This is a genomic window from Kitasatospora sp. NBC_00039 (assembly GCF_045160625.1).
In the GTDB taxonomy this organism is placed as follows: domain Bacteria; phylum Actinomycetota; class Actinomycetes; order Streptomycetales; family Streptomycetaceae; genus Kitasatospora.
In genome coordinates this window covers 395,729-408,325 of the sequence record NZ_CP108289.1, presented here as the reverse complement: position 1 = coordinate 408,325, position 12,597 = coordinate 395,729, and the positions used below count along the sequence as shown (strand labels likewise).

Annotated in this window: 12 protein-coding genes and 1 pseudogene; 5 read left to right on the top strand and 8 right to left on the bottom strand. The window is 72.0% G+C overall.

The features are described 5' to 3' along the window. Positions 1–309 precede the first annotated feature (309 nt). Positions 310–828 carry a hypothetical protein gene (locus OG286_RS02205; RefSeq protein WP_396320306.1) on the top strand — a complete coding sequence of 173 codons (519 nt, stop codon included), beginning with the start codon at positions 310–312 and terminating at the stop codon, positions 826–828. Between the two features lie 72 nt (positions 829–900). On the opposite strand, the gene OG286_RS02200 is transcribed toward OG286_RS02205, so the two are convergent. The 3 genes and pseudogenes from OG286_RS02200 to OG286_RS02190 form a co-directional block, all read right to left on the bottom strand. Continuing rightward, positions 901–1,329 (bottom strand): hypothetical protein, encoded by a 429-nt coding sequence (locus OG286_RS02200; RefSeq protein ID WP_405363360.1) that lies wholly within the window; start codon positions 1,327–1,329, stop codon positions 901–903. 446 nt (positions 1,330–1,775) lie between these two features. Beyond that, positions 1,776–2,402: pseudogene (locus tag OG286_RS02195) on the bottom strand (sigma factor-like helix-turn-helix DNA-binding protein); the annotation flags it as partial. 186 nt (positions 2,403–2,588) lie between these two features. Then, on the bottom strand, positions 2,589–3,317 hold the full coding sequence (locus OG286_RS02190; RefSeq protein WP_396320304.1) for a TetR/AcrR family transcriptional regulator: 729 nt from the start codon (positions 3,315–3,317) through the stop codon (positions 2,589–2,591). Positions 3,318–3,443: 126 nt separating this feature from the next. Here OG286_RS02190 and OG286_RS02185 point away from each other — a divergent pair, with 126 nt between their 5' ends. Then, positions 3,444–4,481 (top strand): amidohydrolase family protein, encoded by a 1,038-nt coding sequence (locus OG286_RS02185; protein ID WP_405363362.1) that lies wholly within the window; start codon positions 3,444–3,446, stop codon positions 4,479–4,481. 463 nt (positions 4,482–4,944) lie between these two features. Here the strand turns inward: OG286_RS02185 and OG286_RS02180 are convergent, their stop codons facing one another. After that, positions 4,945–5,580 (bottom strand): dihydrofolate reductase family protein, encoded by a 636-nt coding sequence (locus OG286_RS02180; protein ID WP_405363364.1) that lies wholly within the window; start codon positions 5,578–5,580, stop codon positions 4,945–4,947. A 379-nt stretch (positions 5,581–5,959) separates the two neighbouring features. Here OG286_RS02180 and OG286_RS02175 point away from each other — a divergent pair, with 379 nt between their 5' ends. Beyond that, complete coding sequence (locus tag OG286_RS02175) at positions 5,960–6,337, top strand: hypothetical protein (RefSeq protein ID WP_396320301.1); 378 nt, start codon at positions 5,960–5,962, stop codon at positions 6,335–6,337. A 333-nt stretch (positions 6,338–6,670) separates the two neighbouring features. Here the strand turns inward: OG286_RS02175 and OG286_RS02170 are convergent, their stop codons facing one another. From OG286_RS02170 to OG286_RS02160, 3 genes are all read right to left on the bottom strand, one after another. Further along, positions 6,671–7,762 carry a Ku protein gene (locus OG286_RS02170; RefSeq protein WP_396320300.1) on the bottom strand — a complete coding sequence of 364 codons (1,092 nt, stop codon included), beginning with the start codon at positions 7,760–7,762 and terminating at the stop codon, positions 6,671–6,673. A 278-nt stretch (positions 7,763–8,040) separates the two neighbouring features. Next, the gene (locus OG286_RS02165; protein ID WP_396320299.1) at positions 8,041–8,448 is read right to left on the bottom strand and encodes a hypothetical protein; all 408 of its coding nucleotides are present in this window, start codon (positions 8,446–8,448) and stop codon (positions 8,041–8,043) included. 136 nt (positions 8,449–8,584) lie between these two features. Further along, the gene (locus OG286_RS02160) at positions 8,585–9,421 is read right to left on the bottom strand and encodes a helix-turn-helix domain-containing protein (protein ID WP_396320298.1); all 837 of its coding nucleotides are present in this window, start codon (positions 9,419–9,421) and stop codon (positions 8,585–8,587) included. Positions 9,422–9,534: 113 nt separating this feature from the next. On the opposite strand from OG286_RS02160, the gene OG286_RS02155 reads away from it, so the two are divergent. Both OG286_RS02155 and OG286_RS02150 read left to right on the top strand, forming a co-directional pair. Next, positions 9,535–10,131 (top strand): NADPH-dependent FMN reductase, encoded by a 597-nt coding sequence (locus tag OG286_RS02155; protein ID WP_396320297.1) that lies wholly within the window; start codon positions 9,535–9,537, stop codon positions 10,129–10,131. A gap of 11 nt (positions 10,132–10,142) precedes the next feature. Continuing rightward, on the top strand, positions 10,143–11,111 hold the full coding sequence (locus OG286_RS02150; RefSeq protein WP_405364668.1) for an aldo/keto reductase: 969 nt from the start codon (positions 10,143–10,145) through the stop codon (positions 11,109–11,111). A gap of 583 nt (positions 11,112–11,694) precedes the next feature. Here OG286_RS02150 and OG286_RS02145 read toward each other — a convergent pair. After that, a complete protein-coding gene (locus OG286_RS02145; RefSeq protein WP_396320295.1) occupies positions 11,695–12,555 on the bottom strand; it encodes a helix-turn-helix domain-containing protein in 861 nt (286 codons plus the stop codon). Positions 12,556–12,597 lie beyond the last annotated feature (42 nt).

Below are 12,597 nucleotides of genomic sequence, written 5' to 3'. Positions count from 1 at the left end.
TCCTGACAGTGCGCCAGGTGAGGATGAGCCGGGTGACGAAGGGCGCGGCGACAGCGCGGCCCTCTTCTGGCTGTTCAGCCACACGCCGAGGCCCACCTGGACGACCTCGGCGCTCGTCTCGCCCCCCGGGGCCACGAGCGTCTCCAACGGCTCCCTGTCCCGGCTGCCACGGGCGTGAGGGGGGATCCACCGGGGTGATGCCGAACGAGCCGCCCGGACCCTGGCGCCGGCGGCATCACGGCGACCCCGTGTCGGTACGTCCGCGTGTGCTGCGGCCGAGGGCGGTCCCCGCCCCGATACGCTGGATCGGTGAACCGCCTCCTGCCGTGGCCGCGCAGACACCCGGTCGGCCGGCCGGAATCGCGGACGGACTACGCGGGCGCGCTCTACGGCTCCCTCCTCGCGGCCTCCGTCATCGCCGCGGCGAGCGCGGTGGGCGACTTCCCCCGGCTCCAGCTCGTGGTGCTGCTCCTCGTGACCGGCCTGGTCTTCTGGGCGGCCCACGTCTACGCCCACCTTGCCGGCGAACGACAGGTCGGCCAGACGATCGGCTGGGCCGAAGCACGACAGGTCGGGCGGCACGAGTGGTCCATCGTCGAGGCGGCGGTGCTGCCCGCCGCGGCCGTGGGGGTGAGCCCCCTGCTGGGACTGGGGCTGAGCGGCACGGCGTGGCTCGCCCTCGCGGTCGCGGTGGCTCAGCAGGTGGCCTGGGCCTACCTCGGTGCCGTGCACGCCGGAGCGTCCCGTACCCAGGCCGGTGTCGAGGGGATGATCAATCTCGTCCTCGGTCTGGTCATCGTGGCGGCGAAGGCGGCCATCGGACACTGAGCGGGGCGAGGGGGACGGGATCTCTTCGGCCGCGGACCAGCCGTCCCGGCTCGGTCCGGCCGGGACGGGTTTCTACCAGGACAGTCGGGGGTCCTGTACGAAATCGGGGGACTGCGGGGCCAGCGACTCGAAGTGTGGCTCGTCGGTCCTGCACAGGTACCCCGGGCCCGGCTCGTACGTGTGGACGCGCTGGACGCGTGCGATGGGTACCTCGACGAGCGCACCGTCGTGGAACATCCACAGTCCGAAGCAGTCATCGTCCTCGTCGTGGAGCATGACCTGCACGCAGTACGGCCGCTTCCACGGCAGCGCCTCCAGGTCGGCGAGGAGCCCGTGGCGCTGGTAGCTCCTGAAGAACTCCAGGTACCAGCCCCCGACGAACCAGCCGGGGATCTGCGTGAACTCACCACGCCAGGTACGTGTCTCGTCGGGACGAGTCAGCGGCTCCATCACCTCGTCCTCGTACCGGGCCAGAACGAGGGCCTGCGCCATTCTGCTCATCCGCACATGTCACCCCACCAGGCATACCCCCGGCAACTCGATTTCGGCTCCCCGATCCCTGGGGCACCGGCACCGCCTGCTGCGGGCCACGCACACCCGGAGAGCAGCACGGACCGGCGCAACCTGGCACAGCGGACCGGAAGGGGGCGAGGGCCGGGCATGCCAGGCGGGGGCCGGATGGTGATCCGATCCGCCGGCTTCCCGCCCTCCCACACCGCAAGGGTCAGCTCATGGGCGCAGCCTGTCATCCCCCCACCGGCAGCAGCACCAACGGACCAGATCATCTGAGATGACGAGCGAATCGGACCAGATCCTCGGAGACGGGGACCGGATCGCCGGAGACGGGACACGACCGTCCTGTCTCGTGGCAGTGGAGTTCGAGCAGTCTCACCAAAGGCTGAGTGGCTTCTCCTCTCCTGTGTCGCGTCATGACAGTTCTGATCCGGTCAGTCCGGGGCACGGAGAGCCTGCTGCGTTTCGCGCAGGACCGCCCAGGCATCCGCGACGGGCCCCACGTGCCCGAGCTTGTCGGGGTTGCTGACCGTGCGGATCGTCTGGATCTGCCCGTCGAGGATGTCGAGGGTCCAGGTGTTGATGACCTTGCCGTCCCGGTCGCGGTAGACCGCACCCGGCTGGCCGTTCATCCGGTGCGGTTCCACGACGCCGCCGATCCGGGCGAACGGCGGCAGGAGGGCGGCGAGCACCCGCGACACGTGGTCGGCGCCGAGGAAGCCCCTGGCCCACTGGGGGGCCTTGCCACCGCTGTCCGCGACCATCTGCACGTCGGCGGCGAGCAGTTCACGCAGGGCGTCGACGTTGCCCTCGACGCAGGCGTCGAAGAACCGCGTCGAGAGCTCCTCGCGCTCGCGCCGATCGGCCTCGAACCGCGGCCGGCCCTCGTGCATGTGCCGGCGTGCCCGCACCACCAGCTGACGGCACGCCGCTTCCGAGCGGCCCACAGCCGCGGCGATCTCCGGGTAGCCGAAGGCGAACACCTCCCGCAGGACGAACGCCGCGCGTTCGAGTGGAGTGAGCCGCTCCAGCAGGAGCAGGGCCGCCATGGACACCGAGTCGGGCGACCGACGGCGAAGGGTCGCCGACCCAGTGGCTGCGCGCCGGCGCGACGAGCGCGCCTCGCCGCGCCAGATAGCGGGGGGCACGCAGTTCGCATCAGATGCGATTGGCGGCGCTTGGCCTTGCGGTACAACGGTTGACGCCAAGCCGACGATCATGGACTTGAGGCCGGTCGTGGGGAGCGGCTATGCGGACAGTCGCTGGAGCCATTCCGTCAGAAGTTGCTGTTCGGCCTGACTGAGGGCGTTCTGGCCGGGCAGTGCGGCGCGCAAGGCACGGGCGGCGCCGCCCGGCCCCGCTTCCTCCACAGCCGGTTCCTGGGTGGTGATGGTGGTGATCATCGATTCGCGCAGGGTGACAAGGAGTGCGGGGTCTCGCTCGGGCTCGGGGACGGACTGCCAGGTCAGGATGGCGCCGCTGGCGGTGGCATGGACGATCTGGGCCGCGAGTCCCTCTTCCGTACGCAGGAGCCCCGCGGCGGCGATGCGGCGGATTTTGTCCATGAGGTGTTCGAGGCCGATCCGGAAGACGGTCGTGGACCGGGCGGGTTCGCCGTACATCAGTGTGTACAGCGCGGGGTTGGCCAGTCCGAACTCGACCACGGTGTCCCAGCCGTCGCGGAGTTCCTTGACCGGATCTTGCGGTGCGGGTTCGATCTGCTGCTTGGCTGCCAGGAACCGGGTGAAGCCGTGCTCGGCCACTGCGTCCAGCAGCCCCTCCTTGTCGCCGAACAGCCGGTAAAGGGCCGGCGGCTGCAGCCCGGCGGCGTCGGCGACCGCCCGGGTGGTGACCGCGTCGCGGCCCCCGCGCTCCAGTAGGCCGGCGGCGGCCTCGATGGTCCGTCGGCGCGTCTGCTCTCGCGTGGCAGTGCCGGGCTCCGCGGCGCGCCGGGTGAGGGTCGGTTCGACAGGCATGGAAGCAACGGTAGCGTCATCGGGACCGAGACGCTACCGCTGTTATCGATTTCATGTTTCCGTTGAAATTATCGATGGTAACGTGAAATGAGTTTCACTGGAAACATCAGTGCGAGGAGAACCGTCATGTCCGACCGTTTGCGGATCATCGGGGTGGAAGAGACCGTCGTCGTACCGGCCGTCTACGAGGCGTACCAGCGGGCCGGATCGCCGCAGATCCCCGCCCGCGGCTTCGGCGACAACCCCATCGCCAAGAACCTGCACGACGTCGGCGAGCAGCGGCTGGCCCACATGGACGACCAGGGCATCGACGTCGCCGTGCTCTCCCTGTCGTCCCCGGGTGTGCAGGATCTGTCCGAGGCCGACGCGGTCGCGGTGGCCCGCGAGGCCAACGACCAGCTTGCCGAGATCGTCGCCTCCCGGCCCGACCGCTTCCAGGCGTTCGCCGCGATTCCCACCCAGTCGCCGGCCGCGGCCGCGGCCGAACTGGAGCGCGCCGTGTGCGAGCTGGGCTTCCCCGGCGCCATGCTGTACGGCCGCACCGGGGACAAGCCGGCCGACCACCCGGACAACGACGAGCTGTACGCGATGGCCGAGCGTCTGGCCGTGCCGCTGCACTTCCACCCGCAGACACCGGTCCAGCCCGTCATCGACGCCTACTACTCCAACCTCCCCGAGCCCATGGGCCCCGTTCTGGCCGGAGCCGGGCTCGGCTGGTACTACGACCTCGGTGTCCAGTACCTGCGCATGATCTTCTCGGGGGTCTTCGACCGGTTCCCCGACCTGCAGGTGATCGCCGGGCACTGGGGCGAGGTCGCGCTGTTCTACCTCGACCACACCGGCTTCTTCGGCGAAGCAGGCCGCCTGCGCCAGCCCCTGGCGGACTACTTCAAGCAGAACTTCTGGGTCGCTGGCAGCGGCACCAACAGCCCCCGCTACGTGCGCTGGACCGCCGAAGTGATGGGCACCGACCGAATGCTGTACTCCACCGACTACCCCTTCACCTACGGCTTCCGCCCCGGCGGTTTTCCCTACGTCGACACCAGCAACGGTGAAGCCCGCTCCTTCCTGGAGAACTCGCCCTTCACCGACGAGCAGAAGGCCGACATCGGCCACCGCAACTGGGAACGCCTCACCGCCCGCGCCAAGCGCCCGACGGTCTGAAGCCCCCAGGGGCCGGCCGGAACGCCACCACGCGCCCCGGCCGGCCCTGACGGCCCCACGGACGTCGGCGCACGCCGGATCTGTGGCGAACGCGGTCCGAGCTCCGGCGTGACCTCCAGCGCGAGCTGACGTACGACGGACTGCGCGCCGCCGAGGCCGAGGGCAGCAAGGGTGGGCGCCGCCCCGCCGTGGCGGCCGCGACCGACAACGTGCGCACCGCGTACCTGAAGGGCCGCTCCATCGCCGCCCTCGCCCGCGACCACGGCGTCAGCCGCGGCGCGATGGCACGGCTGTCGCCGCCCTCATGCCCGACCACACCGCCATCGAGGAGGACGCCCCCGCCCCGGAGCTGCCGGTCGCCCTCGCCATGCCGGGCAAGGTCGCCGACTTCCTCCGCACCACCGAGCTGGAGCCCGCCGAGCCCGCCGAGCGCGCCGTGTACCGATGTTCCCCGAGGCCGGTTTCAGTCGTCGCGCCCGAGACCGCGGTCGGGTGCGCTCATGTCGCCCGTCCCGGGGGTGCCGTCGGCGAGCGCGTAGCGCAGGTACACGGTGCCCTGCGGGCCGGCTGCCGGCGGTTCGAGGATTGTGACGTTCGTGGGCACCGCGCCACCGTCGAACACCTTCTTCCCGACGCCGAGCACGATGGGGTGCACCCAGAGGTCGAGACGGTCGAAGAGTTTCTCGCGCAGAAGGGTCTGCACCAGGTTGAGGCTCCCGACGACCTTCACGTGCTCGTGCCGGTCACGGATCTCGCGCACCGCGCCGGCCAGGTCCGGGCCGAGCTGTGTGGACCCGGCCCACGGGAGGTCGGGCGTGCCGCGGGAGGCCACGTACTTCGGGACGCGGTTGAAGAGCGTGGCGATCTCGCCGTCCTTCTGGTGCGGCCAGTAGGCGGCGAAGATGTCGTACGTCCGCCGGCCGAGCAGGAGGGCGTCCGTGCCCTCGTACGCGGCGAGGATCTGCGCCCCGGTGACCTCGTCCAGCAGGGGCGCCTGCCAGCCGCCGAACGGGAACCCCACGGGGTCCTCGTCGGGGCCGCCGGGCGCCTGCCCGACGAGGTCGAGGGTCGTGAACAGCTCGATGTGGATGAGGCCCATGCCTTACTCCCGATTCCTCGAAGAGCACATGCCGACCGATCTCGAAGCGCGCAGCACGGTGCCCTGCCTACGCCATCAGGCCGGGGCGCTGCACCGGCACTCCTGCTCACGATAGATCACAGGCCGCGTCCGAGCAGGGTGGCCGGCCTGCGTCCGGCGCCATGGCCAGGTCACCCGGTGCGGCGTCGACCGGGGCGATCGGGCAGGTGCCGGGCGACCTCCGGCTTCACCGCCCGGGCGGCATCGGACGGGAGCACCGCCGCGCCACAAGACGTGGCGCAGGGAGGAGCGGCCGGGCGCTGGACGCCGCCGCATCGGCGCTCGGGACGGTCCGCTCGGGGGTGGGCGGCAAGGCCCGGGGCGCCGGCCGCCCGCCCAGTTGGCGGGCTTCGCGAAGGACAAGTCCGGCGAGGGCCGCAACGACGACGCGATCTACGCCGTGGCGATCGCCATGGCCGAGTCCGGCTGCGACCGCCTGGCCGTCCACACCAACCTCCCCACCGACCCCGACCCGGGTACCAAGGACCTCGGTGCCTGGCAGATCAACGAGCGTTGGTACCCCGAGGTCCACGGCCACGATGCCGGGATCGTCACCGCCGAGAACTGGCAGGACATGGGCTGGGCGGCCCGCAAGGCCTACGCGATCGGCAACGACGGCACCGGCCGCGGCTGGGCCTCCTGGGCGGCCTGGCACCTGGGCACCTACCAGCAGTACCTCGGCCAGGCGCGCGACGCCGTCTACCGCGTCTGGCAGTGACGCCCCGCCGCGGGTGACCACCTCGAGCACCCGCACCCGCCCGGCCGCCCCTGGTGCCCCCACCCGGCACCAGGGGCGGCGTGCGTCAACCGTCCCCTGTGCCCGCACCCGGACCCGCCGCCTTGGGCCCGCTGCTCCCCTCCGGCCACAAGACGTGGAAGGAGCGGCTGAAGCACGAGGCCGAGACGGCGAAGGCCGAGCGATCTGCGCGAACCGCCGGGGGAGCAGGGCAGCGCTCGACACACCCCTCCGGCCGGCTCAGGCCCGGTCGGAGCCACCCGGTGCGGGGACGGGCGGCCGGGCGGTCGAGGCCTTCCGCGGGGCGCTGTGCCGTCAGGAGGCGGCGCGACGGGGTCGGCCGGATTGTTCGAGGGCGTGCTGGAGTTCGTCGCGGGTCATGGTGGAGCGGTGGGGGACGTCGAGGTCGGCGGCGCGTTTGTAGAGCTCGGCCTTGGTGAGCTGGGAGAGCTGTTGCTTGCCGGTGGCGCTCGCAGGTTTCCTGCCCGTGGCCCGGCCGGCCCGGCCGGCGGTCGACGCCTTGGCGGAGGTGCTCTTCTTGCCGCCGGCGGCCTTAGGGGACCGGGACGCGGCTGTGGGGGTCTTCCGGCCCGCGGACTTCTGCGTCCTCTCGGCAGGTTCGCCCTTGCGGGCGCTGTCGAGGCTGCGGCGCAGGGCGTCCATCAGGTCGATGACGTTGGTGGCGTCGGGCGCGGGGCCGGTGGAGACGGCGATCTCGCGGCCGGCGAGCTTGTCCTCGATGAGCTGTTTGACCTGGTCCTCGTAGGTGTCGTGCCACTCGTCGGGGTTCCATTCGACGGCGAGCATGCCGATGAGCTCCTCGGCGGTCTTCACCTCCTGCGCGGACAGCTTCACGTTCTCGGGGAGGTCGTCGATCTCGCGGCGGGGGTCGCGGACCTCGTCGGCGAAGTGCATGGTGTGCAGCTCCAGCAGGCCGCCCTCGGAGCGCACCGCGGTCAGGTACTCCTTGCCGCGCATCGCGAACATGGCCAGTCCGGCCTTGTTCGAGTGCTCCAGGGCCTCGACGAGGAGTGCGTAGATCTTGGCGTACTCCTGGCCCTTCGGGCCGAGGTAGTACGTCTTGTCGAAGAAGATCGGGTCGACCTGATCGAGGTCGACGAAGCCGCTGATGTCGATGGTGCGGGAGCGGCCAGGGGAGATCTGCTCCAGCTCGTCGGGCTCGACGACGACGTACTCGCCCTCGGTGACCGGGTAGCCCTTCACGATCTCGCCGAATTCGACCTCTTTGCCGGTGCGCTCGTTCACCCGCTTGTTGCGGACCCGGTCGGAGGTGCCGCGCTGCAGCTGGTGGAAGTGGACGTCGTGGGACTGCGTCGCGGTGTACAGGGCGACGGGCACGGTCACCAGCCCGAAGGTGAGCACCCCGGTCCACACTGGTCTGGCCATGACGCCTCCTCCTTGCACCACGCCGGTGTCCGCCGCCGGTCGTGCGGGACGACGGGTCCACCGCCAGCGTCGCCGCCGGACGGCCGTCCCGCACGCGGTGCTGGGCCGACGGCGACCCCGCCGGCTTCGCCCCGGTCGGAAACACGACGGCGCCCACCTGGCACCTGGGCATGAGTTCGCCTGCCCAAACCCCGGCCGGGCTGTCATGACTGGGTGCGGTCGTTCGACCGCGTCGCGACGGACATCCGCATCCATGGGGAACAGATCTCCGCGGGCCGTCAAGCCGCCGGTCGGCGGCCCTCGCCCGTGCGATGCCGGTCGGGTCGGGACGCGTCGGTGTGGCGTTCCCGGGCGCGCCTGAGGGCGAGGTGGGTCAGCCAGGCCATGCCCAGGGTGAACGGCGCGGCAGTGTCCTCGGGCGGGCCGGGGATGGCGGAGCAGACCACCATGAGGGCGAGTGGGATCCAGACCCGCAGCAGTGCGTGCCGGACCGCCGCCCTCCCCGGTGCGAGCCGGGCGAGGAAGGGGAGGAGGAGGCCGATCACGGCGCACGGCACGGTGAGGCCCAGGTGCTTCACCGCCTCGAACACCGTCCAGGCCGACAGGAGCAGGCCGAGCGCGCCCCAGGCGGACGGCACGGCCCGCGGCACCGGCCTGGTCCTGCCGCCGGCGGACTCGGGTGTCATGGTGTCAGGTTCTTTCCGGCCTGTGTCCGCCAGGAGGTCGGCGGGGCGGGCCCAGGAGGTCGGCGCGGCGGCCCAGGAGATCGGCGGGGCGCCCCGGGAGGTCGCCAGGGCGGGCCGATGTGGTCGCCGGGGCTGGTCAGGAGATGGCCCGGAGGCGGCCGGGGGTCCGCCGGCGGAGCCGGTCCAGGGCCAGGGCCGTCTCCTCGTCGGCCGGAAGGTGGACCACCAACTGCTGGGCATCCGAGGAGAGTTCGAGGGTCTCGCGGAGCAGCCGGAGCTCGGGGCCGGACGGGTGGACGATCCGGAGGACGCCGCGCCGCGGGACGGCGTGCCGGTTGAGGCGGCGGGTGAACTCGGGGCCGGCGACGGGCGCGAGTTCGGTGGTGAACCACTCGGCGTTCTCGACGGAGGGCCCGAGCCAGATGTCGAAGGCCTGCTGGTCGGCGAGGTCCGCCCAGTCGGGGAAGAAGCTCGGGGCCCCGGGGTGGGTGAAGACGTAGCGGGTGAGGTTCGGGGCGCCGGTGTCGAGCAGCCCGCTCGGGCCCATCACGGCAGCGTAGCCGCTGGTGTGGGCGAGGATGTCGCCAAGGCGGTTGGTCACCGCGGCGACGCCGGGTTCGAGGAGGCGCAGCGTCTCCAGGACGGCCGGCCGGACCTCCCGGGGCGGGGGCGCCGGGCGGGTGCGGCCGGCGCACTCGCCGCCGGTGATCTTCGCGAGGTAGCGCAGGTGGTGGCGCTCCGAGGCGTCGAGGCTGAGCGCGTCGGCGAGCGCGTTCAGGATCGGCGTCGAGGGGTTGCGGTCCCGGCCCTGTTCGATGCGGGTCAGGTACTCGACGCTGATGCCGGCCCGAGTGGCGAGGTCGAGGCGCCGCAGGCCCGGTGAGCGGCGGCGGCCGCGCTCGGGCAGTCCCAGTGACTGCGGCTGGATGCTGTCGCGCTTGGCCCGGATGAAGTCCCCAAGTGGCGTACCCATGCCGTTGAGCATAGGGCGCGGCGCGCCGGTGGCGGAGGGCCCAGGGTGGCCCCGCGGGGGCCAGTCTGAGCGGGGCCTGGTTGCCGCCGCGGCGCGGGCCGATCGTGGTGGGCATGGAGAACACGACGCACAAGCTGCTGATCATCGTCGGAAGCGTCCGGGAGGGCCGGTTCGGCCCCGTGGTGGCCTCATGGGTCGCCGAACAGGCCCGCCGGCACGGCGGGTTCGGGGTGGAGGTCATCGATCTGGCCGACATCGACCTCCCGCTGGCGCTGCCCGCCGCGTCGCCGAAGTTTGCCGGCGACGCCTACCCCCGCCCGGCCGGGATGGCGCCGCTGACCTCGGCCCTGGAGAGCGCGGACGCCGTCCTGGTGGTCACCCCGGAGTACAACCACAGCTACCCGGCCTCCCTGAAGGCCGCCATCGACTGGCATTTCACCCAGTGGACGGCCAAGCCCGTGGCCTTCGTCAGCTACGGCGGCGCGGCGGGGGGACGGCATGCGGTGCTGCACCTGGAGAACGTGCTGACCGAGCTGCACGCGGTGACGATCCGCGACGGACTCGCCTTCCCCGACTACTTCACCGCGTGGCAGGACGGACGCCCGCTCGACCCCGACACCACCGGGTACGCCAAGACCCTGCTCGACCAACTGGCCTGGTGGGCCGGCGCGCTCCGCACGGCGCGCCAGTCCGCCCCCTACCCGGCGTGAGGACGGCGACCATGGAGTACGTACCGCTCGGGGAAACAGGATTGACGGTCAGCCGGATCGCGCTCGGCTGCATGGGCTTCGGGGATCCGGCGCAGGGGGTCAACCCCTGGGCCCTGGACGAGGAGGCGGCGGCGCCGATGTTCCGGCGGGCCGTCGACCTGGGCATCACCCTGTGGGACACGGCCAACGTCTACGCCGGGGGCACCTCGGAGGAGATCGTCGGCCGCGCCGTACGGCGGTACAGCCGTCGGGAGGAGGTCGTCCTCGCCACCAAGGTGGGGCTGCCGATGCACGAGGGGCCCGAAGGCTCCGGACTCTCCAGGAAGGCGATCCGCGCCCAGGTCGACGCCTCGCTCGCCCGGCTCGGCACCGACTGCATCGACCTCTACCAGATCCACCGGTTCGACCCGCTGACCCCGGTCGAGGAGACGATGGAGGCCCTGCACGAGGTGGTGGCGGCCGGGAAGGTCCGCTGCCTCGGCGCCTCATCCATGTGGGCCTGGCAGTTCGCCAAGATGCAGCACACCGCCGAACGGGACGGGCTCCCCCGCTTCGTGTCGATGCAGAACCAGTACAGCCTGGTGCAGCGCGAGGACGAACGGGAGATGTTCCCGCTGCTCGCCGACCAGGGTGTCGTCAGCCTGCCGTGGTGCCCGCTCGCCAAGGGGTACCTGGCGCGGCCGCCCGGGCGGGTGACCGGTCGTTCGGCGAGCGACCCGATAGGGCAGCGGTTCGCCGCCGATGTCGACCGGCCGATCGTGGACGCCGTCCAGCGGGTCGCGGAGCGGCGCGGGATCCCGATGGCCCGGGTCGCCCTCGCCTGGGTCCTCGGGAACCCCACCGTCGTCGCGCCGGTCATCGGCGCGACCGACCCGGTCCACCTGGAGGACGCGGCAGCCGCGCTGGCCGTCCGGCTGGACGAGACCGAGGTCGCGGATCTGGAGGGCCGGTACACGCCGCGCCGACCCACCGGGTTCTGACGCCGCGACGAAGAGCCGGTGGTGGGCCGCCGCTCCCTCCGGGCGGCAGCCGGCAGGGCCCCCGGGGCGGCAGCCGGCAGGGTATCCCCGCCCCGGTCCAGGCATGGACGACCCGCCACTGCGACGAACGCCCGAGGCGCCGCCAGGACCGGACGCGCCCCCGTGGGCGAAGCCGGCATCAGCCCGCCCGATGCGGTCGCGGCATTGCTCCGGTCCGGGGGTGTTCCCGGCCTCGGCATCGGACCGGCTGCCGTCCTTGGCCGGGGCGGGGCCACCCGCGCGGGCCCCCGGTCTCTCGTGCGTTCACTGAGGCTCCGCCATCTTCGAACGTGCTGGTCGGAGGGGCTGGTGTGACGGTTCTCCGGGGTACTCGTGCTGGTCGCGGGCGGAGTCTGCGGTCTTGATCGTCTGACGGGGCGGGCCGGGGCAGTTTCGCCGGTTCCTCCGCGTCGCGGGCCCGGTGCCGCCTACAATCCGGTGCACGTTGCGTGGAACGCACCCGCGTACTGCGGCTCCTGAGGACGGAGCTGCAGTACGCTACGTGGCCCACGGCTCCCAGCTCTCTGTTCAAGAGACCGGCGGCTCAGCTGAACGTATGCTCCGCGCCGCCGCGCGCCGGCCAGGCCCTGTCATCGGCGGCCAGCCACGGCTCGTTCGCGGCGGCGGTGGGGGTGGTCCCGGTGAACGCGCGGACGTCGTGGTGGAGGTGGGACTGGTCGGCATAGCCACCGTCCACGGCCACCTGCACGGGGGGTTGCCCCCGGACCAGGCGGTGAACGGCGTGATCGAAACGGACCAGCATGGCGGCGCGTTTGGGCGTCAGGCCGATCTGGGCGCCGAAGCGTGACCACGTGCGCTGCCGGCTCCACCCGATCCGGCCTGCGAGGTCGCTCACGCGGGCCTGTCCGTGGCTGGCGACGATCTGGCTCCAGGCCCAGGCCACTTCGGGATCGGCCTCCCGGCCCGCATGGAACCGGGTCATCAGTTCCATGTCGATCAGCGCGAAGCGCTCCGGCCAAGTCCGCGCATGGTGAAGCCGCTCCCGCAGGCGCGGCGCGGCGCGGCCCCACAGGTCGTCGAGTGCGATGACGCTCCCACGCAACTCCGCGAGCGGGAGTCCGAGTACGGGGCGCGCGACAAGCGGGGACAGGCGTATCTGCACGCACTCAAGGTCCTCGGCGTGCACCTCGAACGCGCTGAAGGCGAGCCCGGCAGTCACGCTCTCCGACCGCATCCGGCCGACCGCGCCGTGGATGTCGAACGGGCGTCCGCCGAACTCGACAGCCACGGTGATGGCCGGGTGGGGAATGGCTCGTAGATCGATCGGGCTGCCACCCCGAATGCGGAACCCGGCCATGTCGACACCGGGCAGCGCGGTCATCCGCGACGGTCGCGCGATCTCCCAGGCAGCGGTGGAGTCTGCCGTCCGGCGAACAGGTTGCATGCCCCGACGGTACGAGCAGCTCGGCGTCGGGATCAACCACCG

Excerpts from the sequence above, each read along its gene's own strand:
- OG286_RS02150 (WP_405364668.1), top strand. The coding sequence starts at position 10,143 with ATGGAGTACGTACCGCTCGGGGAAACAGGATTGACGGTCAGCCGGATC.
- OG286_RS02185 (WP_405363362.1), top strand. The coding sequence starts at position 3,444 with ATGTCCGACCGTTTGCGGATCATCGGGGTGGAAGAGACCGTCGTCGTA.
- OG286_RS02145 (WP_396320295.1), bottom strand. The coding sequence starts at position 12,555 with ATGCAACCTGTTCGCCGGACGGCAGACTCCACCGCTGCCTGGGAGATC.
- OG286_RS02170 (WP_396320300.1), bottom strand. The coding sequence starts at position 7,762 with ATGGCCAGACCAGTGTGGACCGGGGTGCTCACCTTCGGGCTGGTGACC.
- OG286_RS02160 (WP_396320298.1), bottom strand. The coding sequence starts at position 9,421 with ATGGGTACGCCACTTGGGGACTTCATCCGGGCCAAGCGCGACAGCATC.
- OG286_RS02200 (WP_405363360.1), bottom strand. The coding sequence starts at position 1,329 with ATGAGCAGAATGGCGCAGGCCCTCGTTCTGGCCCGGTACGAGGACGAG.
- OG286_RS02165 (WP_396320299.1), bottom strand. The coding sequence starts at position 8,448 with ATGACACCCGAGTCCGCCGGCGGCAGGACCAGGCCGGTGCCGCGGGCC.
- OG286_RS02190 (WP_396320304.1), bottom strand. The coding sequence starts at position 3,317 with ATGCCTGTCGAACCGACCCTCACCCGGCGCGCCGCGGAGCCCGGCACT.
- OG286_RS02180 (WP_405363364.1), bottom strand. The coding sequence starts at position 5,580 with ATGGGCCTCATCCACATCGAGCTGTTCACGACCCTCGACCTCGTCGGG.
- OG286_RS02155 (WP_396320297.1), top strand. The coding sequence starts at position 9,535 with ATGGAGAACACGACGCACAAGCTGCTGATCATCGTCGGAAGCGTCCGG.